Below are 26,276 nucleotides of genomic sequence, written 5' to 3' on the forward strand. Positions count from 1 at the left end.
GGCAGCCCTCGAGGGGCTGTCGGACGTCACCGTCGAAGGCTGACGTCACCGGGCGACGGCGGTTCGGGTGAGGGGCGCGCGTCAGGCGACGGGTGCGGTCCGGCTGAGGGCGGCGGCGACCGCGTCGGCCAGCGGCGTGGTCGGCCGCCCGATCAGGCGCGACAGGTCACCGGTGTCGACGTACAGCTCATCGGCCGCCACGCCGCGGTCGCCGTCGGCCAGGACCGCCGCGAGCTCCGGCGGCAGCCCGGCTCCCTCCAGCACCTCGGCGTAGGCCTCGACCGGCAGGTCCTGGTAGGTGAGGGGCGTCCCGGTCTGTTCGGCGACCTCGGCCGCGACCTGGGCCATCGTGAAGGCACGGTCGCCGCCGAGCTCGTAGACGGCGCCGTCGTGCCCCTCGCCGGTCAGCACCGCGGCTGCTGCCTCGGCGAAGTCGGCACGGGCCGCACCGCTGATCCGCCCGTCGCCGGCGCTGCCGGCCACGCCGCCCACCTGCAGGTAGACCGGGATCTGCTCGGTGTAGTTCTCCAGGTACCAGCCGTTGCGGAGCAGGACGAACGGCAGGCCGGAGTCCCGCAGGATCTCCTCGGTGGCCAGATGCTCCTCGGCCAGCATCAGCGACGAGGAGTCGGCGCGGAGGATGCTGGTGTACGCAAGCTGTGCGACGCCGGCCTCGACGGCCGCGGTGATCGCGTTGCGGTGCTGAGGCACGCGCTGGCCGACCTCGCTCCCCGAGATGAGCAGCACCCGGTCGGCGCCCTCGAACGCCGCCCGAAGGCTCGCGGCGTCGGCGTAGTCGATGGGAGCGGTACGGACGCCGAGCTCCGCCGCGGCGTCGAGCCGCTCGGGGTCGCGACCGGCGGCGACGATGGACCGGGCCTCGACGCCGCGGTCGAGGAGAGCACGGATGACGAGACGGCCGAGGTTGCCGGTGGCGCCGGTGATGACGATGGACACGGGAGGTTGCCTCCAGTAGGGGATCGGATGCCCACACAACGGGAACGCTCGTCGAGACATTCCGTTGGTGGGGTACGCACTTTCTGGTTGTGTACTTCCTCTTGGTTAGTTAGCCTCGAGCGACCGCGTAGGGGTCGGACCACGAGGCTCCGGCGGACCACGCTGGGGGCAGACGAGGAGCGGGACCGTGAGGACCACCTGGGGCGATACCGAGCTCGCTCGCATCTACCCCAACGGCGTGCTGCCGTCGGCGTGCCCGAGCCGCGTGGTCCTCGACCACGTCACGAGCAAGTGGGGGGTGCTCGTCCTCGTGTCGCTCGCGGACGGTCCGCAGCGGTGGAGCGACGTCCGTCGCCGGGCGGAGGGCATCAGCGAGAAGATGCTCGCTCAGACCCTGCGCACGCTCCAGCAGGACGGGTTCGTCCACCGCGAGGCACAGCCGACGGTGCCGCCACGGGTCGACTACAGCCTGACCCCGCTCGGCGAGGAGCTCGCGGCGCGGCTGCTCCCCCTGGTGGAGTGGGTCGCCGAGCACGCCGACGAGGTCGTCGGGAACCGGTGACGGCCCGTCACGATCCGGTCACCACGTGGCCGAGCAGCATCACGCCGGCCGTCACGACACCGACGCCGACGAGGTTCAGGACCATCCCGGTGCGTGCCATCTGGCCGATGGTGACGTGGCCGGAGGCGTAGACGATCGCGTTCGGGGGCGTGCCGACCGGCAGCATGAACGAGCAGGTGGCGGCGAGCGCTGCGGGGACCAGCAGCGACAGCGGGTCGACCCCAGCGGCGACGGCGACCCCCGCGAGCACGGGTACGAAGGTCGCGGCCGTCGCGGTGTTGCTGGTCAGCTCCGTCAGCAGCAGGACGATCAGTGCCGTCGCCGCGACCAACAGGACCAACGGCAGCGTCCCGAGGCCGGACATCAACCCGCCGATGTAGCTGTCGAGCCCCGTCTCACGTACCCCGCGGGCGAGGCTCAGGCCGCCGCCGAACAACAGGAGCACGCCCCACGGCAGCCCCGACTGCGCGGCGTTCCACGGCAGCGCCGGCTGCCCCCCACGGCCGGGGATGGGCAGGGCCAGCAGCAGGATGGCGGCGCCGATCGCGATGGCCTCGTCGGACAGGAGCGCGACGAGCGGGATGGCGTCGACCAGCGCGTCGACCCCCGACAGGGGGCCGTGCCCCACCCACAGCGCCGCGGTCGCCAGGAAGACGACCAGCACCAACCACTCGCCGGTCGCCATCGGACCGAGCTCGTTCAGCTTGCCGCGGATCACCTGCGACCCCTGCGCGACGGGTGGCAGCTCGGCCCGGAACGCGACGCGCGTCAGGAAGAGCCAGGCGATGGCGAGGAACACCACCGCGAGCGGCACGCCGAGGGCCATCCACTGCGCGAACCCGATGGTGATCCCGAGTGCGTCCTGCACGAAGCCGGCCATGACCAGCGTCGGGGGGCTGCCGATCAGGGTCGCGAGGCCGCCGATGGTGGCCGAGTACGCGATGGCGAGCACCATGCAGGCGGCGAACCGACGCTGCGCCGGATCGGTGATGACCGCGGCGGCCGTGCCGCCTGGCGTGTCCGGTCCCGTCGTGCCGGTGCCGGTCGCGGGCTCCGAACCTCCCCGGGCGGTTAGGCCGAGCACGCTCAGCCCGATGGGCAGCATCATCAGGGTCGCGGCGGTGTTGCTGACCCACATGCTCAGCCCCGCGGTCGCGACCATCACGCCGAGCACCATCCGGCGTGGCTGGGTGCCCACGATCCGTACCGTGTGCAGCGCCACACGGAGGTGCAGTCCTTGCCGCTGCATCGCGAGGGCGATGACGAACCCACCCATGAACAGGAACACGATCGGCGACGCGTACGGCGACGTGGCGTCCTCGATCGCGAGGATGCCGAGCAACGGGAGTGCCACGATCGGGACGAGCGAGGTGACCGGCAGCGGGAACGCCTCGGTCATCCACCAGATCGCCATCACGATCACGACGGCGGCCATGGTGCGGGCTTCGGCCGTCAGCAACTCGTGCGCGGGCATGCCGACGTAGGCCGCGACGGCGGCGACCGGGCCGACGATCCGCCACAGCCACCTCGTCCTCGGGACGTCGGGCTCGCCACCGCCGGGCGGCACGCCATCTGCCGCCTGGCGCACCTCGGCCGGCGGGGGTGGCGCGCTGGCAGCCTCGGCCGCACGCACGTCGACCACCGCGCTGACGCGGGTCGGCTGGACATCTCCCGTGGCCATGTGGCTCCCTCCCAAGAGCAGGTGTCCTGGTGACCCTGGCGTGCGGCGACGAGGCTGTCTGCGTTGCGTACGTAACGGTCACGATCCGGGCGTGCCGGCCGAGACGTCGTGTGCGAGGCTGCGTCGGAGGGAGCGAGCATGACGTCACGTGGCCACGAACGACCGGGTGGCAGGCTCGGCGAGCGCGTCGGGCTGGCGCGTCAGGTCCTGACGCTGCAGGTCCTGCTCGTCCTCGTGACCGTCGTGGCCGCGATCGCGGCTGCAGGACTGGTCGCCGACCGCCTCGTGACCGATGCGGCGCGGACGCAGGTGCGCTCGCTCGCGGCGAGCATCGCCGAGGTGCCGGAGGTCAGGACCGCGCTCGCGGGGACCGATCCGACCGACACGCTGCAACCGCTCGCGGAACGCATCCGCGCCCGGGCCGACGTCTCGTTCGTCGTCGTGATGACGGTCGAGGGCACGCGGTTCACCCACCCCGATCCCGACCAGATCGGCGGGACCTACATCGGCACCATCGCTCCGGCGGCGACCGGTGGCGAGGTGGTGGAGACCTTCGAGGGCACGCTCGGCCCCTCGGTCCGCGCCGTCGTGCCAGTGCTCGAGGACGGCGAGGCGATCGGGCTGGTCGCCGTCGGCGTCACCGTCGACCGGATCTGGAGCGTGCTCGCGTCCGCCCTGCTGCTCCTCGGGGGAGCGGCCGCCCTCGCCCTCACGCTGGCCGCTCTCGGGACCTGGGGCATCGCGCGACGGCTCCGTCGGCAGACCTTCGGTCTCACGCCACAGCAGCTGGCGCGCGAGCACGCCCACCACCAGGCGGTGCTCCACGCGATCCGCGAGGGCCTGATCGTCCTCGACGATCGCCGCCGACTGGTCCTGCTCAACGACGAGGCTCGACGGCTGCTCGACCTGCGCGACACCGTGGCCACCGAGGTGACCGACCTGCCGGTCGACGGCGAGCTCGCCGCGCTGCTGGCATCGGGCGCCCCTGCATCCGACGAGATCCACCTCGCAGGTGATCGACTGGTCGTCGTCAACCAGCTGCCGGTGGGTCCGGACGACGGCTCGGGGACGGTGCTGACCATGCGCGATCACACGGAGGTGGTGGCGCTGTCGGACGAGCTCGGTGCCGTCCGCAACCTCGCCGAGTCGCTACGCGCGCAGGCACACGAGGCCGACAACCGCCTGCACACCGTGGTGTCGCTGATCGAGCTCGGGGAGGTCGACGCGGCGGTTCGGATGGCCACCGACCAGGTCCGGGGATCCCAGGAGCTCGTCGATCGGCTCCTGGCACAGGTCGACGAACCCGAGCTGGTCGCGCTGCTGCTCGGGAAGGCGAGCCAGGCCCACGAGCGCGGCGTGGACCTGCAGCTGGTGGTGGGCAGCACGGTCGGCCGGTCCGGCGTGGAGCCCACCGACCTGGTCACCATCCTCGGGAACCTGATCGACAACGCGCTGGACGCCGTCGCATCGACGCAGGCTCCGCGGGACGTCGAGGTTCGGATCGGCCGCGATGACACCGACCTCGACATCGTGGTGACCGACACGGGGACGGGCCTGTCCGGCGAGGCGCGGGAGCGGCTGTTCGAACTGGGCTGGTCCACCAAGCTCGCGAGCGCCCAACGGCGGCACGGACGCGGGATCGGCATGGCGCTCGTCCGGCGGACCGTGGACCGCCTCGGCGGCGAGGTCACCGTCACCAACCGCACCGATGCGGCGGGTGCCGTGGCGCGGGTCCGTCTGCCGTGCCCCCTCGAGTCACCGACCTCAGACGGACACCGGGAGCTCACACCGTGATACGCGTGTTGGTGGTCGAGGACGAGCCCGTCGTCGCACGTGCTCACCGGACGTTCGTGGAGCGGACCGAGGGCTTCACGGTCGTCGGCTCCGCGGGGACCGGTGCCGAGGCGCTGGCGGTGCTCAAGGCGCAGGAGGTCGACGTGGTGCTCCTCGACCTCGGCCTGCCCGACATCCCGGGGTTGGAGCTGTGCCAGACCATCCGGCGGGCGGGCCTCCCCGTGGATGTGATCGCGGTCACCTCCGCACGCGACGTCGAGGTGGTGCGCGCGGCCGTGGCCCTGGGCATCGTCCAGTACGTGGTCAAACCGTTCACGGCCGCGATGCTGCGTGAGAAGCTCGAGCGGTACCGGGACTACCACCGCAGCGTCGCCGAACGGTCCGGCCCGGTGGCGCAGCACGAGGTGGATGCGATGCTCACCACGCTCCACCGGTCGCCGCAGGTCGCCCTGCCGAAGGGGCTGACCGAGACCACGATGCAGCAGGTGATCGACGCGCTCCGAGACGACGAGTCCGGCGCGACGGCAACCGACGTCGGCACGCGCATCGGCGTGTCGAGGGTGACCGCACGGCGCTACCTCGAGCATCTGGTCCAGATCGGCATGGCCGAGCGGACCGCGCGGTACGGCGGGCCGGGCCGCCCCGAGCACCACTACCGCTTGGGGGCGGCGTCGTGACGCACCGTCATCGTGCGACGTAGACGGTGTTGGCGGACTCACCGCCGGTGATGAAGTTGGCGAAGCTGACCTCGTGTGCTGCCGACGTGGTGAAGACCTCGTCGAGGACGGCGAGGAACTCGTCGTCCGGTGGATCGTCGGACCACAGCGCGAAGACGCCTCCCGGCGTGAGATGCCGGGCGAGGCGGCTCAGGCCCTGGGCGGTGTAGAACGGTGCGTGGTTCGGGTGGAGGACGTGACGCGGCGAGTGGTCGACGTCGAGGAGGATGGCGTCGAACCGGCGGCCCGGCGTGTCCGGATCGAAACCGTCCTCGGACGCGGCCATGGCGAAGAAGTCCCCGTGGACGAGGCGGGTGCGCGGGTCGGTGGTGAGGCCCGCGGCGTCCGGCAGCAGGCCCTGCTCGTGCCAGTCGATGACCTCGCCGAGCGCGTCGACCACGAGCATCGCGCTGACCCGCGGGTCCTCGAGCGCGGTGCGGGCGGTGTAGCCGAGGCCGAGACCCCCGACGACCACGTCCAGCGCGTCGCCGGTCAGCTCCGCCAGACCGAGCCGGGCGAGTTCGATCTCGGCCACGGTGAACAGGCTCGACATCAGGTACTCGTCGCCGAGCTTGACCTCGTAGACGTCGATCTGGCGGGACGGTTCGATCCGGCGGCGCAGGCTGATCGTGCCCATCGGGGTCTCGTGGGAGGCGAGCTCCTCGAACATCGGGCGCACGGCGGATCCATCGGTCGGGGCGATCGAACACGTCACGTCACGCTACCGGTGACCGGCGGGGCAGCCCGCCGCCCGGGTGTCACCCCACGAGGTCGGTGAGGACCTCACGGTGCACCACGAGGTCGGCCGGTGCGTGCAGCACGAACCGCACCAGCCGGACCGTCCGTAGCTGCGGAGCGACCTCGGCGATCGTCCGGAGCGCCACCTCCGCGGCGTCCCGCATCGGGTAGCCGAACGCCCCGGTGGACAGCGCCGGGAAGGCGATGGAGCGAAGGCCCTGCTCGTCGGCGAGCCGCAGCCCCTCCCGGTAGCAGCTCGCCAGCAGCTCGTCGGCCGGTGCGTCCCGGCCGTACACGGGCCCGAGGCAGTGGACGACCGATCCGTTCGGCAGATCGTGACCGCCGCTGATCACGCAGTGGCCGGGTTCGATCGGCGCCATCGGCCGGCACTCCTCGGCCAGGCCGGGACCGGCTGCGCGGTGGATGGCGCCGGCCACGCCCCCGCCGGTCTCGAGCTGCGCGTTGGCCGCGTTGACGATCGCATCGACGTCCGGCTGCGCGGTGATGTCGCCGTGGCGCAGCTCGAGCCGGACCTCGCCGAACGTCGCCTCGTCGTTCACCGCCACCTCCCGATCGATCGGTAGGTCGCGATGGTGGGCGCCGGTCCGCGCGACCGTCAAGCCGTCGCGCGGCCGTCGGGACCTCGGGTCGGCTGACGGAGCAGCTTGAAGGCGTGGTTCCAGCCGTCACCGCGCATGCCCGGGATGCACCAGAGCGCGCACAGCGGCTCGATGACGCGGGCCGCCACGACGGTGCCCATGTCCGCGACGTCCCAGCCGAACTGGTCGAGGATCGCAGTGACCGTCCGCTTGGCGGCGGGCTCGTCGCCGCAGATGAACATCGTGGGCGGCCCGCCCTCGAACGAGGGGTCGACCATGAACTGGTTGCCCACCGAGTTGAACGCCTTGACCAGGTGTGCCGAGGGGAACTGGCGCTGGAGGCGCTCCATGAGGGAGTCGTCGAGCTCGGTGAAGTACGGCAGGACGCCGTCGACCGGTGGACCACCCGCGAGTGGGTTGGTCGTGTCGATCACGGTCTTGCCGGCGAGGGCGTCCTCGCCGGCGGCACGCAGGACCTCGGCCGCGAACTCGCCAGTCACGGCCAGCACCACGACCTCGCCGTGCGCAGCTGCTTCCGCGACGCTGACCACCCGCACACCGTCGTGCTCCGCGGACCAGTTCGCCAGCTTGGACGGGTGACGCGTCCCCACCGCCACGTCGTGCCCGTGGTCGTGGAAGCCGGCCGCCAGGACCCTCGCCACGGGCCCCGATCCGAGCACACCGACCCGCATACGTCCCTCGCTCCGTCGCCCGGCCCCGCCGCCGGTTGTAGCCGGCTGCCGCGGCCGGCGCCACCGCGGGCTCAGTCGGTGTCGGTGGCACCCGCCGGCACGATCACGACCGGACACCGGGCGTGGTGGGCGCACTGCTGGCTGACCGAACCGAGCAGCAGGCTCTTGAAGCTGCCGCGGCCGCGTGAGGACACCACGAGCAGGTCGGCGTCCCGCGACTCCTCCACCAGCGTCGCCGCCGGGTCGAGGCTCTCGATCGCACGACCTCGTGCCTCGACGCCCTCGATGGTGATCACCGCGCTGTCGACGATGTCGCGCGCGGCGTCACCCGCAGCGTTGAAGAGCTTGTCCGCCTGCGCGGCGGTCCCGATGCTCTCGACGTTGGTGACCGGCTCGTAGGTGTGGATCACATCGAGCGTCGCGCCGCGCCGCGCGGCCTCGTCGACGGCCCAGCGGAGGGCACGGCGTGAGCCTTCGGAGCCGTCGATCCCGACCACGATGCGTCCCACGCGTCTCCACCTCGCTGGTTGCGGGCACGCTATCCGCCGCCGGCTCGTCGGGCGGGCCAGAGCGTGAAGGTCGCCCGGCCTACGAGGCTGCGGCTCCCCCGAAACCCGACGTCGCATCGGCCAAGGCGCCCGGTCGGCCGAGGTGGTAGCCCTGACCCCACGGGACGCCGAGGGCGCGCAGCGTCGCGAGTTCCTCCCGGGTCTCGATGCCCTCGGCGACGATCACCGCACCGATCTCGTCGGCGAAGCTGACCAGCGCGGTGCTGAGGGCTCGACGGGCAGGGTCGTGGTCGATGCCGTCGGTGAGGGCGATGTCCAGCTTGAGGATCTCGGGACGGAGCCGGAGCACGTGTTGGAGTCCGGCGAAACCCGCGCCGGCGTCGTCGACCGCCACCCGGGCGCCCACCCCCCGGAGCTTGTCGAGCCTGGCCAGCAGCGCGGGGTAGTCCTGGACGGGGGCGTGCTCGGTGACCTCGATCACCAACCGATCGGCGGAACACGAGTCGAGCAGGTCATCGAGGCCAGGGTCGAGGACCGCTTCGGGGGAGAGGTTGACCGAGAGGAAGACGTCCTCGGGGAGGTGCTCGAGGGCGCCGACCGCCGCGCCGACCGCGGCGAGCTCGAGCTGGTTCCCCCGGCTGACGCTCGCCGCCTCGTCGAACCAGACGTTCGGGGGTCGACGGGGCTCCTGGTGGAAGCGCGCGAGCGCCTCGACGCCGCGGATGCGCCCGGTGTGCAGGTCCGCGATGGGTTGGAAGACCATCTCGAGCGCGCCCTCGTTCGCCAGGATGCCCTGGATCCGGTCGGCGACCGCCTGCCGCTGCATGGCACGTCGACGCTCCGCTTCCGTCCGGGCGTCGAGGTCCGCCTGCAACGCGTCGGTGTGGCGTCGCATCGCGGTGTACAGGCTGCGGGTCTGCAGCAGGTTGTGCACCCGCAGCAGGACCTCGGCGCGGTCGAAGGGCTTGGTCAGGAAATCGGTGGCCCCCGCAGCCAACGCCCGTTCGCGGGTCTCGCGGCTGACGTCCCCGGTCAGCACCACGACGGGCAGGAAGGTGTCCGGGGGGAGCGCCTCCTTCAGGGCAGCCAGGACCGCGTACCCATCGAGGTGCGGCATGTGGAGGTCGAGCAGGATCAGATCCGCATCGACCTCGAGGCACCGCCGCACGGCCTGTCGAGGGTCGCTGACCGCGTGCACGCCGTGGAGCCCTGCAGCTCGCATCACCCGCTCGAGGAGGATGACGTTCGCGACTTGGTCATCGACCACCACGACCTGGGCGTCCGTGTAACGCGACAGCTCGACGATGTCCCTGCTCCCTCACCGATCGTGCACGGTCCGCTACTGTACGCGAGGCGCTCCTCGCGCAGGCGGGGCCGGTCGGCCACGACGGCCATGACGGCCATGACGGCCATGACGGCCATGACGGCCATGGTCCGGCAGTACGGCCGTCCCGTCCACCCCCAGGGGCGCGGCCGAGCCGTCGAGGGCGAGCGTGGAGCAGGTCGCGGAACTGCTGTTGCCGGTCGCGCGGGTCGCGCTCGTCCTGAGCTTCGTGGTCCTGGCCGCGGTCGTGCTGTCCGGGGCACGCCGGGCCGCGAGCTCGGGGTGGTGGGCTGCGGCGGCCTTCGCGACGATCGCGGTCGCCCTCCTCGCGAGTTGGCTCCCGGACCTGACGGGGATCGTGCTGCCGGGGTGGGTGGAGCTGGCTGCCGTGCTCCTGCTGCTGTCCTTCCCGTACCTGCTGCTGCGTTTCACGGCCTCCTTCGTCGCCTTGCCGGTCTGGTTGGAGGGCGCTGCTGCCCTCGTGACGTTCGGGGTCCTGGCGGCCACCGTCGCGGTCGGTCCCGATCTGTCGGGTGAACAGGCCGTCGGCGGCACCTACCTCGTCGCGGTGCTGAGCTACTGGGTCGTGCTCTCCCTGGTCACGGTCGTGCGCCTGTGGTCGGCGGGGCGTGACCAACCGGCCGTCGCCCGGTGGAGCATGCGCCTGATGAGCATGGGTGCGGCGGTCCTGGCCGTCGCCCTCCTGCTCGCGGGGCAGCTGGCCGACACCTCCCCGCTGGCCGCGCTCGTGGTCGACGCGTGCGCGCTGGCGAGCGCCGCCGCGTTCGGCCTGGGCTTCGCCCCCCCGCGGATGGTGCGGCGTGCCTGGCGGCGGGACGAGGAGGAACAGCTGATGGCGGCCACCGTGGCCGTCCTGCGGGCCCGGACGACCGAGGAGATCGCCGCGGAGCTGCTGCCGCCGACGATCCGGATGGTCAACGGTGGTGGCGCGGTCCTGACCGACGCGGACGAGCAGGTCGTGGCGTCGGTCGGTGATGCCCCGGCCGTCGGCACACACCTGCGCGTGACCGACCGTGACGTCGAGCACCGATGGATCGCGGTCCCGCTCGGGCCGGGTCGTGGGCGGGTCGCGGTGTGGACGGGCCCCTACAGCCCGTTCTTCGGTCGTGAGGACGACGACCTGATCCGCTCCATGGCTGCCGTGGCCGAGCTCGCGCTCGAGCGGGCCGATCTGCTCGCCGAGGAACGCGCGCGGCTGGAGGCGCTCCGCGCGGCGCAGGAGGAGGCGGAAGGGGCGCGCGAGGAGGCGAACCGGGCCAACACCGCCAAGAGCGAGTTCCTCTCGCGCATGAGCCACGAGCTGCGTACGCCCCTGAACGCCATCCTCGGGTTCGGGCAGCTGCTGGAGACCAGCACCCTGACGGCCGACGACGAGGAGGGCGTCGGGCACATCCTGAAGGCCGGCCGACACCTGCTCGCGTTGATCGACGACGTGCTCGACCTGTCGCGGATCGAGGCCGGGATGATGGCCATCTCCCTCGAGCCGGTGCACGCCGCCGAGCTGATCGAGGACTCGCTGGCCCTGATCCGGCCGCTGGCCCGCAGCCGTGCGATCGACGTCCGTGCCGACGGCGTCGACTGCGACGACTTCGTGATGACCGACCGGCAGCGCGGTCGCCAGGTGTTGTTGAACCTGCTGTCCAACGCCGTCAAGTACAACCACGACGGTGGGTGGGTCGAGGTGGTCTGCGAGCTCCACGAAGGGGTGCTGCGGATCTCGGTCGAGGACAGCGGTCCGGGCATCGATCCCGCCCGGCTCCCGCAGCTGTTCGAACCGTTCGAGCGGCTCGGGGCCGAGAGCTCCGCGGTCGAGGGGACCGGACTCGGGCTCGCGCTCACCAAGCAGCTCGTCGAACGGCTCGGCGGTCGTATCGACCTCGACAGCACGCTCGGCGCCGGGTCCCGGTTCTGGGTCGACCTGCCGCTGACCGGTCCGCCCGCCGAGCACCACGAGGCCGCGTCACCCGTGGTCGCCCGGGACGCAGCCGTCGGCGATCGCACGCTCCTGCTGGTGGAGGACAACCTGGCCAGCCTCCGGGTCGTCGAAGGGCTGCTGCGTCGACGGCCAGGGACGGTGGTCATCCCCGCGATGCAGGGCGGGCTGGCCCTCGAGCTCGCGCAGGAGCACCGCCCCGACGTCATCGTGCTCGACCTGCACCTGCCCGACCTCACGGGACGGGAGGTGCTCCACCGGCTGCTGGCCGACCCGCGGACACGGCACATCCCGGTGATCGTGGCGAGCGCTGATGCCACGCCCAGCCGCGTCCGGGAGCTCACCGAGCTGGGGGCGTTCGCCTACATCACCAAGCCTCTGGACCTCGCTCGGTTCCTGGAGCTGATCGACGAGGCGCTGGTCGTCGACCGTCCGCGGGTGTAGGCCCCGAACGCCACGTGGCGCTGGGTCCGGGCCGTCGAGCCAGCTTCCGCCGTGCGCGACGCGGTGCACCTGCCGGCCTACGCTGTGGGACGATGCCGGGGGACCACGAGGAGCGAGCGTGATGGCCGAGTTCTTCACCGACGTGGCGCCGATCCGGTTCGAGGGTCCGGACACCGACACGGACCTCGCGTTCCGCGTCTACGACCCCGACCGGGTGGTGCTCGGCCAGCGGATGGCCGACCATCTGCGGATGGCGGTCTGCTACTGGCACTCCTTCCACTGGCCGGGCAGCGACGTCTTCGGTGGCGGCACCTTCGACCGTCCGTGGCTGGAGGCGGGTCGGGACCCGATGGACGCCGCCCGGATGAAGATGGACGCGGCCTTCGAGTTCTTCACCAAGCTCGGCGTCACGTTCTTCTGCTTCCACGACGCGGACCTCGCCCCGACGGGGGACACGTTCGCCGAGTCGAAGCGCAACCTCGAGGAGCTGGTCGACCTCGCCGGACAGCACATGGAACGGACCGGCGTGCAGCTGCTCTGGGGGACCAGCAACGCCTTCAGCCACCCCAGGTTCGCCGCCGGCGCATCCACCAACCCCGATCCCGAGGTGTTCGCCTACGCCGCCGCGCAGGTCAAGAACGCGATGGATGCGACCCATCGCCTCGGCGGTGCCAACTACGTCCTGTGGGGCGGTCGTGAGGGGTACGAGACCCTGCTCAACACGCGTATGCGGCAGGAAGCCGACCAGCTCGCGCGGTTCCTGACGATGGTCGTCGAGTACAAGCACGCCATCGGCTTCGAGGGGGCCCTGCTGATCGAACCGAAGCCTCAGGAGCCGACCAAGCACCAGTACGACTACGACTGCGCCACGGTCCACGGCTTCCTCGAGCGCTACGACCTGGTCGGCGAACTGCTGGTCAACATCGAGGTCAACCACGCCACCCTGGCCGGGCACAGCTTCCACCACGAGGTGGCCTACGCGGTCGATCACGGGATCTTCGGCAGCATCGATGCGAACCGCGGCGATCCTCAGAACGGTTGGGACACCGATCAGTTCCCGAACTCGGTGGAGGAGATGAGCCTCGCCCTCTACGAGATCCTGCGGGGCGGCGGGTTCACCACCGGGGGGTTCAACTTCGACACCAAGCTGCGCCGACAGTCGCTCGATCGCGCCGACCTCTTCCACGGGCACGTCGGCGCGATGGACACCCTGGCCCAGTCGTTGCTCGTCGCCGCCAGCCTGCTGGAGGACGCTGAGCTCGAGGCGGCCCGTGACGCCCGCTACGCCGGGTGGGGCGAGGGTCTCGGCGCGCAGATCCTGGACGGCAAGCACTCGCTCGCCGATCTCGAGGAGCAGGTGGCCAGCGGCGGGCTCGACCCGCAGCCGGTCTCCGGAGGTCAGGAGCGGCTGGAGAACCTGGTCAACCGCACCCTCTGGCGGGCCGTGTCCGCACCACCGGACCCGCCGCCGGCCGCCTAGAGGCTCAGTCCGCCTCGTGGATGCTGCGCATCGACCACACGAGCGTGCGCATCGTCCTCGGCTGGCGCAGCACCGTCACGATGGCGGTGGCGACGTCCTCGGGGCGGAGCATGTCGGCCAGCCCCGGCATGTCGGGCGTGCGCCCCGCCCCCATGGCGAACTCGGTCGCGGTCCCTCCGGGACAGATCGTGCTCACCCGGATGTCGTGCTCGCGTAGTTCACGGTCGAGCGCCCCGGCGAGACCCACCTGGGCGAACTTGGTGGCGGCGTAGACGGCCTCGTTCCCGGCGCCGCGGAGCCCTGCGACCGACGAGACGATCACGATGTCGCCGGCGCCCGCATCGAGGAAGCGGGGAACGGCGGCCCGGATCGGCCAGATCGTGCCGTTCACGTTCGTGTCGACCATGTCCCGGAGGTCGTCGTCCTCCAGGTCCATGATCCCGCCGTACTTGCCGATGCCGGCGTTGACCACGATCGCATCGAGCCGCCCGAAGCGCTCGAACGACGTGTCGACCAGTGCGGCGGACGCCGCTGGGTCGCGCACGTCCATCTCCACGGTGGCCACGTCGCCGAGTTCGTCCGCGAGCTCCGTGAGCCGCTCCTGCCGGCGCGCACCGAGCACGACCGAGGCGCCCTCGGCGGTGAGCGCCCGCGCGGTCGCCGCCCCGATCCCAGCGCTCGCGCCGGTGACCGCCACGACCTTGCCCTCTAGATCCTCCATGACGAGCCTCCTGTCCGTTCGGGGACGTTCCCGTCCCGAGGTACGTGCTTGCCTCATCATCGCGTCAGGGGTCGAGCTCCCACCGCCTCAGCGCTGTCGCCCCACGCTCCACGGTGCCACGGCTGCCGGCCGGCACGTCGAGCGACGGCCCGACCTCGCCGTCCGGCCAGTGCACCCGGAGGTTCACCCGGTCGGCCGCGCCGAACCCGAGGTGGATCCAGCCGAGCTGCCCGCCGGCGTGGCCGCCACCGACGGTGAGCTCACGCCAGGTCGTGCGATCGCCGGTCCGGACCTCGAGCCAGGCGCCGATCGCGTCCCGGTTGGGGCCGTCCTGTTGCAGACGCACGCTCGCGTGGTTCCCCATCGCCGCAGCGTCCGCGTCGCCTGCGGTTCCCACGTTGCGCCAGATCCGCACGTCCTCGCCGCGGTTGACCTCGACGACGTCGAGCCACCCGTCGAGGTTCAGGTCGACGACGGCGGCACCGCGTCCCCGTCCGAAGCTGCGGATCCCGGCCGGATCCGCCACCTCGACGAAGGTCCCGTCCTCCTGGCCGAGCAGCAGGCTGCTCGGGTCCTCGTGGGCGAAGTCGGGCATCTGGTCCACGTTGCCCTTCGTGACGAAGAGGTCGACGAACCCGTCGTTGTTGACGTCCTGGAACTCGGGGTGCCAGGACGTCGAGGGGCGCACGTCGTCCCCGATGTGCGGTCGGTGGGAGGTCACACCGCGCTCGATCGCGATGTCCCGGAAGTGCGGGGTGGCGCCACCGTCGGCGAGCGTCTGGAGCTTGTTGTCGCCCTGGCTGGTGAGGAACACCTCGGGCCGGCCGTCGCCTGTCAGGTCGTGGCTGGCGATGCCCATGCCCCAGATCCGCAGCGGCTGCCAGCCGTCGTCGAGGGTGTAGGGCTCGGGGTCGCTGCCGGGTGTGTCGACGCGCCAGAGCTGCTCCTGGCCGTCGCGGTGGTAGTGGCGGTCGTTGGAGACGCGCAGGTCCCGCCGGCCGGAGCGGTCCCAGTCGCTGAACAACAGCGACAGCGAGCACCAGCCGGGGGCCAGGGCGACGGGAGCGGCGTAGGTGGCGTCCTCGCCCGAGGGACGGATCAGGACGTTGTCGGTGCAGGTCGCCCGCTCGTGGTCGTCCGGGTCGAGGTAGTTGCCGAAGGCGAGCGTCGGCAGCGGCGCGTCGCCCTCCCAGGTCGCACTGAACGCGGTCGTCCAGGCCTGCCCGCCGTCGAACCCGAGCGCCTCGTTCGCGCGTTCGAACCGGCAGTCACCGAGCCCGCGGAGCAGGACGTTCTCGCCGACGCGCAGCACGGCCAGGTCGGTGTGGCCGTCCCCGTCGAGGTCGAGCGGGTAGGCGCCGGTGACGTCGGTGAGGTCGGTCGCCGGGTCCGGGAGGTGGGTGAACCGCAGCGCCCCACCGATCTCGCTGTCGTTGCGGTACAGCCCGGATGGCGCCGCACCGCCGGCCAGGTACAGCTCCGGGCGGCCGTCGCCGTCGCAGTCGAAGGCGGCCACCCCACCTCCGACGAACGAGTGCTCACCTCCGTAGACGTGATCGAGGCCGGCGGTGGCGGTCTCCTCCGCGTACGCGGGTGGGGGCAGCGCCTCGATCGCTGCCGAACCCGCACGCGCGTCCATCGCCGCGAGCACGAACACCGTCGCGGCCGCACCCACCAGCACCCCTTCGCCGAGCCGGAGGGCGCGCCTCGGCCCGCTGCGATGTCCAGGGTCAGCTCGCATCGGGGCCGGCTCCCGTGAAGTACGCCGAGGCGAGCGCCCACGCGGCTTGACCGCAGGCGGCGCCGAGCCGTCGGCCACCGACGTCGTCGGGTGGGACGTGGATCCCGCCGTAGATCCTCGAGATGCCGGCCTGATCGGCGGCGTCCGCGTAGGTAGCCCACTGCAGGACGACGTCACGGCTCGGGCCGGCCTCGAACTCGAGCCCGCCCGCCTCGACCGTCCACGTCCCCATCCCGCCGGGGAAGAACGGACTACCGGTGAACTCGGTCAGGACCCGTGCGGAAGCGTGGCTGAACGTGCTGTGGCCGGACACGTAGCCCGCGAACGCCGGGGTCACGAAGGTCGGCAGCTGGTAGGGGATCCAGTCGGTGGCGAGGATCCAGTCGACCCCGCCCACCTCGTGCGCGGGGTCCTCGGGCAACCCCGTCCACGCCCGCACAGCGACCCGCCCCGCGTGTCCGGCGAGCGCAGCGTGACGTGCTCCGGGACGGCTCGTGTCCTCGGTGACGACCTCGATGAGATCCGACACGAGCGGCAAGCCGTCAGGGTGGTAGGCGGGGGCGTTCGGGTCGCTGGACTGCCCGAGGGACCCGAGGTAACGGATCATCGTGATGGGGCGGACGTGGTCGTAGTGGCCCTTCACGCCCCAGGCCACGACGGCCGCGTCGTGCGTGGCGGCGTTGAGCGTCAGGTAGAGCTTGACGTCCCACTCGAGTCGGTCGACGGCTGGTCCGCCGCCTCCGATGTGGAGATCGGGGTCGAGGTCGTCGGACACCGTGTTCGCGAGGGCGTTCCAGTGGCCAGGCGGCGTCTCCGAGCGCGGCCCGTCCGCCCAGTACTCGGCGAGGACGCGGTAGAAGTCGGCTGCATCGACCGGGTTGGGGGCGTACGGCTCTCCCGTCACGGGGTTGCGCTCGTGCCCTCGACCGTCGTTGCTACCGAGCGGGTTGTTGCCGAACGCTCCGGGGGAGATGTCGATGACGTCGCCATCGTCGGGGCCGAGCCGGCTGCTGGCACGGATCACCTCCACGACCGCTTCCCGGTAGGCCTCGTCGGTGACAGGATCGCCGAAGCGCGGGGGTGGCCCCGGGTCCATCGGCAGCCCATCGCTGCCTGCATCGGGCAGCGCGAAGCCGGCGACGTGGCCCCAGTGCGGGCCCACGAACGACTGCACCCCGCCCTCGACCGGGATCCCGTTCTGGGAGATCATCGTGGCGAGCTGCAGCGGCTGCCATCGGTTCGGGTCGACCACGGTCACGTCCGAGGCCGCGACCTCGAGCGGTGGGTTGACGGACCGGTAGCCATCCGGCGAGGCGTACCCACCGGTCTCGTTCGCGCCGTCGTCGCGTGCCTCGGCGAGCACGGCAGCGGCGATCCGGTTGCCCAGCGCAGCGGGAGACCCGCCTTCGGTGCGGGTGAAGGTGGTCGGCCGGCACCGCGCCGCCATCAGCGCGGCGAACTCGGGCAGCGAGTCCGAGGCGCCGATCGAAGCGCGGTACCGGTGCTCGAGCACGCGGTACGCCGCGTAGTCGATCGCCTCGTCGCGCGCCGCCGCCACGTCGGCGGCGTGGTGGGTCTCGTCCACGACGTAGCCACGCGCCGCGTCATCGAAGGCTGCCCACGCGTCCCACATGGCCACCGAGACGTGGAACAGGTTGCGCGAGTGAACGGTCGGTGCGGGCAGGTCGCGCCGGATCGCAGCGAGCGTCGCCTCGTTCCACTGCCGGGCGGCGCTCCAACCGTCCGGGGGCGGTTCTGGGCGGCACGGCGCCCCCTCGGTCGACGGCCGGAGGATGGCCTGGCCGGCGAGGACGAGCGCGACGCCGAGGACCACACCCGCCGCTCGGAACGTGCGGTCGGTCCCGGCGCCTGCCGCCCGGGCACGCATCACGGTGCCCCGGTCGCGGCCGCGGGATCGGCGAGGACCTCCGACAGCGCGAGTTCCGCCGCGCCGAGCAGTGCCGCGTCGGAGCCGAGGCCGCTCCGCACGATCGCCGCCATCTCCCCCGAGGAGGCGAGGGCACGCGCCCGCACCGCCTCGGTCATCGACGGTTCGAGGCGCGCGAACAGGCGCTCGTAGACCCCGCCGAGCACGACCACGTCGGGGTTGAACAGGTTCACGAGGTTGCCGATGCCGAGGCCGAGCCACCGACCGACCTCGTCGAGTGCGCGCAGCGCCGGCTCGTCGCCAGCCGCGGCACGTTCGGCGACCGTCTCGATGCCGCCAGCGCCGGACGGGACACCCGCCAGCCGCAGCAGCGCCGCCTCGCCCGCCTCGGTCTCCCAGCAGCCCCGTGCCCCGCAGCGGCACGGCCGCCCGTCTGGCTTGATCAGCGTGTGGCCCGCCTCGCCGGCGTAGCCCGCGGCACCCAGCAGCGGCCGACCGTCGATGATCGCGCCGCACCCGATCCCGACCTCACCGGAGATGTACAGCAGGTGGTCGGTCCCCGGACGCGCCCGGCGGTGCTCGGCGAGCGCGCCGAGGTCGGCCTCGTTCGCCACGGACACGGGCACGGGGAGACAGAGCTCCTCCTCGAGGAGGGCCGCGAGCGGCACGTCCCGCCACCCGAGGTTCGGTGCGAACGTCACGACGCCGTCCGCTCGGCGAGTCGTCCCCGCAACGGCGGCACCGACCCCGACGAGCCGGTGGTCGGGAGGCAGGGCGTCGAGCAGCGGCCCGGCCAGCTTGACGACGTCCTGGGCGGTCTCCGCAGGCGAGAAGCGGTCCGTCGGGCGCGCGATGCGTACGAGGTTGTAGACGTGGCCCCCGAGCCCCACGGTCGCGACGCCGAGCGAGTCGACGATGAACTCGATCGCGAGCGCGACCGCGCCCTGGGGGCGGGTGTGGACCATCGGCGACGGTCGACCGGGGCCCGCGGCCGGCGTCGTCCCCCGCTCCTCGACGAGGCCGAGCTCACCGAGCTCACCAACGAGCGCCGCGATCGTCGACCGGTTCAGCCCGGTCGTGGTCGTGAGTTCGGAGCGCGACGCCGAACCGGACAGGTGAAGCTTCTCGAGCACCGTGCCGAGGTTACGTCGTCGGAGCTCACCGGCCGTCCCTGCCCGCCGTGTTGGTCTGCTCGCCTCGCTGACAGCGATGGTCGGACCGTCCACTGGGAGGTGAAATGTTGCCTGCTTCACCATATACCTGGTCGGGGTGAGCGGTGAGCAGTGTTGTGCGCACCAGTGCGCCAAGAGGGGTGGTGATGTGCGTTTCGCCATGAACGGGGACCAGACGGCGACCGAGGGGTGGTCCGTTCGGACCGGTGATGGGCTGCCTCCTATGACGGTAGGAGGATGGTCAGCCGGATTTATTGCCAGCTCCCACATATCGTGGGATGCTGGTGGCGCCTGGGATGTTCCCACCCATGGGAACGTGGCGACGGGAGACGCCGCGACGCGCGAGGTGTTCGCGCGCAGCGGTGGGTCGTTCGCCCTGGCGGTCACGCGCGGCGGTGCCTCGGGCCCGACCGCCGAAGGAGAGAGTCATGCGCAGACGTCGCTACGTAGCCATGTTCGCCCTGCTGGGGCTGACCCTCGCCGGGTGCGGCGGGGACGGCGGGACGGAGGATCCGGCCGCCGGCAACGATGGCACCGACACGACCGACGACGCGGGCGACGACGGCGACGACGGTACCGACGGTGCCGCCAGCGGCGAGGGCCTGACCATCGGCGTCTCGTGGAACAACTACAACGAGGAACGTTGGGCGAAGTCGGACGAACCGGCGATCCAGGCCGTGCTCGACGAAGCCGGAGCCTCCTACATCTCGACCGATGCAGGTTCCTCTGCGGAGCAGCAGCTCGCGGACGTCGAGAACCTGATCTCCCAGGGCGCGGACGCGATCATCATCCTCGCCCAGGACGGGACCGCGATCCTCCCTGCGGTGCAGAGCGCCGTCGAGCAGGGCGTGCCCGTGATCGCCTACGACCGTCTCATCGAGGACGCGGGCGCGTTGTACATCACCTTCGACAACGTCGAGGTGGGCCGGATGCAGGCCGAGGTGATCTACGACCTCGTGCCCGAGGGCAACTACGTGTTCATCAAGGGCAACCAGGCGGACGCCAACGCCGACTTCCTCCGCGGCGGCCAGGAGGAGGTGCTCGCCGAGGCGCTCGCGGCAGGTGACATCGTCAACGTCGGCGAGTCCTACACCGACAACTGGGACCCGGCCATCGCTCAGCGCAACATGGAGCAGATCCTGACCCAGAACGACAACGACGTCGACGCCGTCGTGGCATCCAACGACGGGACCGCCGGCGGGGTCGTCGCGGCGCTCGAGGCCCAGGGGCTCGCGGGCGAGGTGCCGGTCTCCGGCCAGGACGGCGACGCTGCCGCCCTCAACCGGGTCGCGCTCGGCACCCAGGCCGTGTCGGTGTGGAAGGACGCCCGCGAGCTCGGCCGGGCCGCCGGCGAGGCCGCGGTGCTGCTGGCTCAGGGCAGCGCGCTGGAGGACATCCCGGACACGGTGGTGTTCGACTCGCCCGGTGGCAACCAGCTGGTCTCGATCCTGCTCGCGCCGCTGCCGATCACGGAGGACAACCTCGATGTCGTGGTCGACGCCGGCTGGATCACCCAGGAGGAGGTCTGCCAGGGTGTGACGGCGGGCCGGGTCTCGGTCTGCGGATGAGGCTGGGAGTAGCGTGAGGTGATCGACGGCGCGCCCCGTCCGCGGTTCGGCCGCGGACGGGGCCGGCGCCTTCACCCGGTGCGAGGTGGGAGGCCATGACCGACACACGGACACCAGTGACCGCGACCGGTGACCAGCAGGACCGGCCGGCCCGCGGCATCGGCGGGGCCCTGCGGGCGGCGGAGATCGACACCCGGCTGGTCGGGATGCTGGTCGCACTGGCCCTGATCTGGGTGGCGTTCCACATCATGTCCGGTGGGACGTTCCTGACCCCGCGGAACCTGTGGATCCTGTCGGTCCAGACCGCATCGGTCGCGATCATGGCGACCGGCATGGTGCTGGTCATCGTGTCGCGCAACATCGACCTGTCGGTCGGATCGCTGGTCGGCGTGCTCGGCATGTCGATGGCCCTGATCCAGGCCGAGATCCTGCCGGGGTTCCTCGGCTTCGATCACCCGTTGACGTGGATCATCGCGTTGGTCGCCGGTATCGCCCTGGGCGCGGTCATCGGCGGCTTCCAGGGCGCGATCGTCGCCTACGTCGGTGTCCCGTCGTTCATCGTCACGCTCGGCGGACTGCTCGTGTGGCGGGGCACCGCCTGGGCGCTCTCCAGCGGCCGCACCGTCGCGCCGATGGACTCGACCTTCCAGCTCCTCGGTGGCGGATCCCGGGGCTCCATCGGCGGCGGGTGGAGCTGGTTCGTCGGCATCGCCACGTGCTTCGGCATCGTCGCGCTGCTCGCCGACAGCCGTCGTCAGCGCAGGAAGTACGACTTCCGGCTCCGACCGATGTGGGCCGAGATCACGCTCGGCGTGGTGGCGTGCGGAGCGGTCCTCGCCGCCGTCTTCGTCCTCAACCGCTACTACCTGCCCGAGGGCCTCGCGCGCGTGTACGCCGAGGAGCGCGGCATCGAGTACCCCGAGGCGGGGCTCAACATCTCGGCCGGGATCGCCTACCCGGTGTTGATCGCGCTCGGCGTCGCGCTCGTCATGACCTTCATCGCGACGCGACGGCGGTTCGGCCGGTACGTCTACGCCATCGGCGGGAACCCGGAAGCCGCCGAGCTGGGAGGGATCAACAGTCGCCGCACGATCGTGAAGACCTTCGCCCTGATGGGCGCACTCGTCGGCCTGGCGGCCGCGGTGCAGATCGCCCGCCTGAACGCTGCGGTCAGCGGCCTCGGCACCCTCACCGAGCTGTACGTGATCGCCGCCGCGGTGATCGGTGGGACCTCGTTCGCCGGCGGCATCGGCACGATCCCGGGTGCGGTCCTCGGTGCACTGCTGATGCAGTCGCTCCAGTCCGGCATGGTGCTGATGAACGTCGATGCACCCTTGCAGAACATCGTGGTCGGGATCGTGCTGGTGATCGCCGTCACCCTCGACTCGATCTACCGCCGGAGGGCCAGCTAGCCATCATGGATGAGCAGACGCCGAGGTCGACAACCCCGCTGGTCGAGCTGCGGAACATCCGCGTGGCGTTCGGCGGTGTCCACGCCGTCGAGGGTGTGACCGTCGACCTCCACCCGGGGGAGGTCGTGGCGCTCGTCGGAGGGAACGGGGCGGGCAAGACCACCCTGATCCGGACCCTGTCGGGGGCCCACCGGGCCGACTCGGGGCAGATCCTCATCGACGGCGAGCCCGTGACGATCGAGACTCCGCGCGATGCCAAGGCGCTGGGCGTGGAGACGATCTACCAGACGCTGGCGCTGGCGGACAACATCGACGCGCCCGGCAACGTGTTCCTGGGCCGTGAGGTCACCACGCGGCTCGGGAACCTCGACAACTCGGCCATGGAGGACTCGACCCGACGGCTGATGGCGCGGCTCAACCCGAAGTTCCAGAACTTCGTGAGTCCCGTCAACTCGCTCTCGGGTGGGCAGCGGCAGTCGGTGGCGATCGCCAGGGCCGTGCACTTCAACGCACGCATCCTGATCATGGACGAGCCGACCGCAGCGCTCGGGCCGGCCGAGACGGACCAGGTCCGCGGCCTGATCCGGCAGCTGCAGCAGGAGGGCCTCGGCATCTTCCTGATCAGCCACGACATCCACGACGTGTTCGACCTGGCCGACCGGATCAGCGTCATGCTGCAGGGTCGGCTCGTCGGCACGGTCGACAAGGCCGACGTCACCGTCGACGAGGTCCTGGCCATGATCATCATGGGCAAGCGGCCGGGCGAGGTCACCGACTCGGACATCGCCGAGCTGCACTGAGGCTCACGCGGCCCCGAGGATCGTGTCGATGACGCGCATGTTGGCGATCGCGTCCTCGATCGGCGCCGGGGTCGGCGTGCCGTCGAGGATCGCGCGGGCGAAGGCCGTGGCCTGGAGCGCGTAGGCATCCGCGGGCGCGAAGGTGTGCACCTCGGTGTCGGGCGCGACGGGTGGATCGCCACCTGCCGTGACCGTGATGCGGGTCTCGCGGTCCGGGGGGATGTTGAACGGGATCTCGATGTCGATGCGGCCCCGCGTGCCGACGATGTGGACCCGCTGGTCGGGCTCGGCACGTGTCGAACAGGTGAAGCTCGCCTGGCCACCGCCCGGGAACGTGAGCGCCGCCGAGCTCAACGTGTCGATCCCCAGCTCGGGGTCACGCCGGACGACGGCGTGGATGTCGGTGGGCTCCGCGGCGAACAGCAGGCGCGAGAGGTGGACGTTGTAACAGCCGATGTCCATCATCGCGCCACCGCCGTTCTCGGCGCGGTTGCGGATGTTCCCTGGATCGTCGTTGAAGTAGCTGAACCAGCTCTGCACCGCCTGCAGGTCGCCGATCTCGCCGTCGCGAACGAGCCGGACGGCCTCGACCCAGGTGGGATGGTGGCGGTACATGAAGGCCTCGCCGAGCTTGCGCCCGGCGTCGGCGGCGGCGGTCGCCATCGCCTCGGCCTGTACCGCGCTGAGCGCCAACGGCTTCTCGCAGAGGACGTGCTTGCCGGCCGCCAGCGCCCGCGACGTCCAGGTCGCGTGGAGGTCGTTGGGCAGCGGCAGGTAGATGGCGTCGACGTCGTCGTCCGCGAGCAGCGCCTCGTAGGACCCGTGCGAGGTCGCGATCCCGAGCTGCGCCGCGGCGGCGGCGGCCCGATCGGCGTCACGCGACGCGATCGCGACGACCTCGCACGCGTCGGCGCGCTGGATCGCCGGGATCACCTTGCGGATGCCGATGTCGGCCGTGCTCAGGATCCCCCAGCGGACGTGGTCCATCTCGTGGTCTCCTCCCGCGCGGCTCCGGAGTTCGCGCGCCGGATCGTGCGGCGGCAGCCACCCTACGTGTCACGGCGCACGTGGGGCGGGCGTTCCCCGGCGAAAAGGATGACAAAGTCGTGCACGTAAGGTAGTGTTTTTGCATCGCGATGGGAGTGCCGGGGAACCGGTGGCCGCGGGAGGCGATGTGACGCAACGCGACGAACGTTCCCTGGAGCTCGGGCAGAGCACGGGCGCGATCCTCGACGAGGCGGCGCGCCTGCTGCCTGGCGGGGAACTGCCGGCAGCGATCTTCAACGACCGCGGCATCTTCGAGCTGGAGCGGGAGCGGATCTTCAGCAAGGCGTGGGTGTACCTCGCCCACGAGAGCGAGGTACCCGACCCCGGGGACTACGTGCTGCGCTACATCGTCGACGATCCGTTCATCATCGTGCGCGGCGAGGATGGGCAGCTGCGCGCGCTGCACAACCAGTGCCGACACCGGGGTATGCAGGTGTGCCGCTCCGAGGCTGGCAACGCCTCGAACTTCCGGTGCCCGTACCACGGCTGGACCTACCGCAACAACGGCAGGCTCACCGGTGTGCCCGTGGAGAAGCAGGCCTACGGTTCCACCCTCGACAAGAGCCAGCTCGGGCTGGTCCAGATCCCCCAGCTCGACACCTACAACGGGATGATCTTCGGGTGCCTCGACGCCGACCAGGTGTCGCTCGACGAGTGGCTCGGAGACGTCCGCTGGTACCTCGACATCCTCACGATGCGCAGTCCCGCGGGTCTCGAGATCGTCGGTGCGCCGCAGCGCTGGGTGGTCGACGTCGACTGGAAGATCGCAGGCGAGAACTTCGTCGGTGACTCCTACCACACCCTGATGACCCACCGATCCATGGTCGAGCTCGGCCAGGCGCCGCGGGATCCGAAGTACGCGATGTACGGCGAGCAGGTCCACATCCCCGAGCGCGGTCACGGCGCGATGCTCATCGGGGCCCCGCCCGGGACGGACCTGCCTCCGTTCTGGGGCTACCCGCAGGATGCGATCGAACGCGCCAAGCGATCGATGCCGTCGCAGGAGCAGTTCGACGTCGCCCACGAGACCCGGATCATGCTCTCCACGGTGTTCCCCAACCTGTCGATCCACAACCCGATCCGGCGCCCCGATCACCGCTACGAGGGCAGCATCCCGATGATGACCTGGCGGGTGTGGAACCCGATCGGGCCGGGCCGGATCGAGATCTTCTCCTGGTTCGCCGTCGAGCGAGACATGCCCGAGGAGTGGAAGAACCTCAGCCGCTTGTCCTACCTGCGCTCGTTCGGGATCTCGGGGACGTTCGAACAGGACGATGCCGAGATCTGGACCCACATCGCCCGCAACGCCGGCACGTTCAGCGGGCGGACCCACCGCGTGAACTACCAGATGGGCATGGAGCTCGAGACCGACCCGAACTGGCCGGGTCCGGGCGTGGCGCAGCCGGCCAACTTCACCGACGCCAACCTGCGCAACTTCTACCGCCGCTGGCTGGAGCTGATGTCGTGAGTGCCACGGAGCGTCCCGTCGACCATCGGGTCGACCCCACCCTGACGGCCGAGATCACCGCGTGGCTCCACGACGAGGCCGAGCTGCTCGACGACGGCCGGTTGGCCGAGTGGCTCGAGCTGCTCACCGACGACGTGCGGTACCGGGTGCCCATCCGCATCCACAAGGAGGTCACGGACGGGTCGCGGGTGACCGGCGTGCAGCGCGACGCGTTCCACCTCGACGAGGACCGCACCTCGCTGCAGATGCGGGTCGACCGGGTCGAGACGGGCTTCGCGTGGGCCGAGGAACCGCCGTCGCGCCTGCGGCACCACATCACCAACGTCCGCGTCCGCGCCGTCGCGGACCGCGAGGACGAGCTCCGGGTGCGTTCCAACGTGCTGATCTACCGCGGTCGGTGGGACCGGCCCGAGCACGAGCTGATGAGCTGCGAGCGCCAGGACGTGTTCCGGCACGAGGAGGGTCGGTGGAAGCTCGCTGACCGGTGGGTGGTCCTCGACAGCACCACCATCCCGATGATCAACCTGACCTTCTTCTTCTAGGTCGTTCGAGATCCGAGAGGGACCCGAGATCCGAGAGGGACCGATGGACGCCGCTGACGACCAGCTCACGATCGCGAACGAGTTCACGACGATCCAGGTCCGCAAGGTGTTCACCCGCAACGGCGAACGGCTCGAGATCCGCTCGCCGAAGCTCGGGTTCGTGACCCACCTCGACCCGCTCGAGCTCGAGTGCCTGACCTGGCAGCCGCCGGAGACCTTCTCCGAGCTGCTCGAGCATCCCTACGGGCCCGAGGAGGGCGTCGACGACATCCGCCCGCTGTCCGAGCTGATGGTCCTCGACGCCGGCCGTCTCGACCGCTGACACGGGGCCGCCAGCAGTGCGCTCCTGGCGTCGCGGGTGACGGTCGCGCACCGAGCGGTACTTGCATGACAAAGACTTGACACGTGAACGTTGGATTGCATTCAATGGGGCTTGCCCGGGAGAGGCCGCTCGAGGAAGCGCGGCG

The 26,276-nt window shown here is 71.2% G+C and carries 23 protein-coding genes; 11 read left to right on the top strand and 12 right to left on the bottom strand.

The features are described 5' to 3' along the window. Nucleotides 1-81: 81 nt before the first annotated feature. Nucleotides 82-957, bottom strand: coding sequence for an SDR family oxidoreductase (locus NITAL_RS23330; RefSeq protein WP_052668681.1), 876 nt, complete (start codon nt 955-957; stop codon nt 82-84). A 187-nt stretch (nt 958-1,144) separates the two neighbouring features. Between NITAL_RS23330 and NITAL_RS23335 the strand changes: the two genes are divergently transcribed. Beyond that, nucleotides 1,145-1,519, top strand: a complete 375-nt coding sequence (locus NITAL_RS23335) for a winged helix-turn-helix transcriptional regulator (RefSeq protein ID WP_052668682.1) — start codon at nt 1,145-1,147, stop codon at nt 1,517-1,519. A 7-nt stretch (nt 1,520-1,526) separates the two neighbouring features. Here the strand turns inward: NITAL_RS23335 and NITAL_RS23340 are convergent, their stop codons facing one another. Then, complete coding sequence (locus tag NITAL_RS23340; RefSeq protein ID WP_083441937.1) at nt 1,527-3,200, bottom strand: SLC13 family permease; 1,674 nt, start codon at nt 3,198-3,200, stop codon at nt 1,527-1,529. A 138-nt stretch (nt 3,201-3,338) separates the two neighbouring features. On the opposite strand from NITAL_RS23340, the gene NITAL_RS23345 reads away from it, so the two are divergent. After that, nucleotides 3,339-4,994 (top strand): sensor histidine kinase, encoded by a 1,656-nt coding sequence (locus NITAL_RS23345; RefSeq protein ID WP_083442312.1) that lies wholly within the window; start codon nt 3,339-3,341, stop codon nt 4,992-4,994. Further along, on the top strand, nt 4,991-5,671 hold the full coding sequence (locus NITAL_RS23350; protein ID WP_052668684.1) for a response regulator: 681 nt from the start codon (nt 4,991-4,993) through the stop codon (nt 5,669-5,671). The genes NITAL_RS23345 and NITAL_RS23350 overlap by 4 nt, the downstream gene beginning before the upstream one ends. 7 nt (nt 5,672-5,678) lie before the next feature. Here the strand turns inward: NITAL_RS23350 and NITAL_RS23355 are convergent, their stop codons facing one another. From NITAL_RS23355 to NITAL_RS23375, 5 genes are all read right to left on the bottom strand, one after another. Next, nucleotides 5,679-6,389 carry a polyamine aminopropyltransferase gene (locus tag NITAL_RS23355; protein ID WP_157042051.1) on the bottom strand — a complete coding sequence of 237 codons (711 nt, stop codon included), beginning with the start codon at nt 6,387-6,389 and terminating at the stop codon, nt 5,679-5,681. Between the two features lie 79 nt (nt 6,390-6,468). After that, the gene (locus tag NITAL_RS23360) at nt 6,469-7,014 is read right to left on the bottom strand and encodes a macro domain-containing protein (RefSeq protein WP_211262632.1); all 546 of its coding nucleotides are present in this window, start codon (nt 7,012-7,014) and stop codon (nt 6,469-6,471) included. 50 nt (nt 7,015-7,064) lie between these two features. Further along, nucleotides 7,065-7,739 (bottom strand): NADPH-dependent F420 reductase, encoded by a 675-nt coding sequence (locus NITAL_RS23365; RefSeq protein ID WP_052668685.1) that lies wholly within the window; start codon nt 7,737-7,739, stop codon nt 7,065-7,067. Nucleotides 7,740-7,810: 71 nt separating this feature from the next. Then, nucleotides 7,811-8,248 (bottom strand): universal stress protein, encoded by a 438-nt coding sequence (locus NITAL_RS23370; protein WP_052668686.1) that lies wholly within the window; start codon nt 8,246-8,248, stop codon nt 7,811-7,813. A 79-nt stretch (nt 8,249-8,327) separates the two neighbouring features. Beyond that, complete coding sequence (locus NITAL_RS23375) at nt 8,328-9,515, bottom strand: EAL domain-containing protein (RefSeq protein ID WP_211262634.1); 1,188 nt, start codon at nt 9,513-9,515, stop codon at nt 8,328-8,330. A gap of 226 nt (nt 9,516-9,741) precedes the next feature. Here NITAL_RS23375 and NITAL_RS23380 point away from each other — a divergent pair, with 226 nt between their 5' ends. Together NITAL_RS23380 and xylA are read left to right on the top strand one after the other, a co-directional pair. Then, nucleotides 9,742-11,970, top strand: a complete 2,229-nt coding sequence (locus tag NITAL_RS23380; protein ID WP_052668688.1) for an ATP-binding response regulator — start codon at nt 9,742-9,744, stop codon at nt 11,968-11,970. Between the two features lie 121 nt (nt 11,971-12,091). Then, nucleotides 12,092-13,450 (top strand): xylose isomerase, encoded by a 1,359-nt coding sequence (gene xylA, locus NITAL_RS23385; RefSeq protein ID WP_052668689.1) that lies wholly within the window; start codon nt 12,092-12,094, stop codon nt 13,448-13,450. A gap of 4 nt (nt 13,451-13,454) precedes the next feature. On the opposite strand, the gene NITAL_RS23390 is transcribed toward xylA, so the two are convergent. From NITAL_RS23390 to NITAL_RS23405, 4 genes are all read right to left on the bottom strand, one after another. Continuing rightward, entirely contained in the window at nt 13,455-14,171 is a 717-nt protein-coding gene (locus NITAL_RS23390; RefSeq protein ID WP_052668690.1) for an SDR family oxidoreductase, read from the bottom strand. 64 nt (nt 14,172-14,235) lie between these two features. Then, nucleotides 14,236-15,912: a CRTAC1 family protein gene (locus NITAL_RS23395; protein ID WP_157042052.1), complete on the bottom strand. Its 1,677-nt coding sequence runs from the start codon at nt 15,910-15,912 to the stop codon at nt 14,236-14,238. Beyond that, on the bottom strand, nt 15,902-17,800 hold the full coding sequence (locus NITAL_RS23400; RefSeq protein WP_169786940.1) for a DUF6851 domain-containing protein: 1,899 nt from the start codon (nt 17,798-17,800) through the stop codon (nt 15,902-15,904). Before NITAL_RS23400 ends, NITAL_RS23395 begins: the two co-directional genes overlap by 11 nt. Then, on the bottom strand, nt 17,800-18,933 hold the full coding sequence (locus NITAL_RS23405; protein ID WP_052668692.1) for an ROK family protein: 1,134 nt from the start codon (nt 18,931-18,933) through the stop codon (nt 17,800-17,802). Before NITAL_RS23405 ends, NITAL_RS23400 begins: the two co-directional genes overlap by 1 nt. A gap of 467 nt (nt 18,934-19,400) precedes the next feature. Between NITAL_RS23405 and NITAL_RS23410 the strand changes: the two genes are divergently transcribed. The 3 genes from NITAL_RS23410 (at nt 19,401) to NITAL_RS23420 (ending at nt 22,752) form a co-directional block, all read left to right on the top strand. Next, on the top strand, nt 19,401-20,540 hold the full coding sequence (locus tag NITAL_RS23410; protein ID WP_211262635.1) for a D-xylose ABC transporter substrate-binding protein: 1,140 nt from the start codon (nt 19,401-19,403) through the stop codon (nt 20,538-20,540). 95 nt (nt 20,541-20,635) lie between these two features. After that, nucleotides 20,636-21,952, top strand: a complete 1,317-nt coding sequence (locus NITAL_RS23415; protein ID WP_052668693.1) for a sugar ABC transporter permease — start codon at nt 20,636-20,638, stop codon at nt 21,950-21,952. A 5-nt stretch (nt 21,953-21,957) separates the two neighbouring features. After that, nucleotides 21,958-22,752 carry an ATP-binding cassette domain-containing protein gene (locus NITAL_RS23420; protein WP_052668694.1) on the top strand — a complete coding sequence of 265 codons (795 nt, stop codon included), beginning with the start codon at nt 21,958-21,960 and terminating at the stop codon, nt 22,750-22,752. Between the two features lie 3 nt (nt 22,753-22,755). Here the strand turns inward: NITAL_RS23420 and NITAL_RS23425 are convergent, their stop codons facing one another. Beyond that, the gene (locus NITAL_RS23425; protein ID WP_052668695.1) at nt 22,756-23,739 is read right to left on the bottom strand and encodes a Gfo/Idh/MocA family protein; all 984 of its coding nucleotides are present in this window, start codon (nt 23,737-23,739) and stop codon (nt 22,756-22,758) included. 187 nt (nt 23,740-23,926) lie between these two features. Between NITAL_RS23425 and NITAL_RS23430 the strand changes: the two genes are divergently transcribed. The 3 genes from NITAL_RS23430 to NITAL_RS23440 are packed head-to-tail and all read left to right on the top strand — an operon-like array spanning nt 23,927 to nt 26,131. Further along, nucleotides 23,927-25,267, top strand: coding sequence for an aromatic ring-hydroxylating dioxygenase subunit alpha (locus tag NITAL_RS23430; protein WP_211262636.1), 1,341 nt, complete (start codon nt 23,927-23,929; stop codon nt 25,265-25,267). Beyond that, on the top strand, nt 25,264-25,809 hold the full coding sequence (locus NITAL_RS23435) for an aromatic-ring-hydroxylating dioxygenase subunit beta (RefSeq protein WP_083441941.1): 546 nt from the start codon (nt 25,264-25,266) through the stop codon (nt 25,807-25,809). The genes NITAL_RS23430 and NITAL_RS23435 overlap by 4 nt, the downstream gene beginning before the upstream one ends. A gap of 43 nt (nt 25,810-25,852) precedes the next feature. Further along, complete coding sequence (locus tag NITAL_RS23440; RefSeq protein ID WP_052668696.1) at nt 25,853-26,131, top strand: hypothetical protein; 279 nt, start codon at nt 25,853-25,855, stop codon at nt 26,129-26,131. The last annotated feature ends 145 nt before the right edge of the window (nt 26,132-26,276 follow it).

The organism is Nitriliruptor alkaliphilus DSM 45188, assembly GCF_000969705.1.
GTDB lineage: Bacteria > Actinomycetota > Nitriliruptoria > Nitriliruptorales > Nitriliruptoraceae > Nitriliruptor > Nitriliruptor alkaliphilus.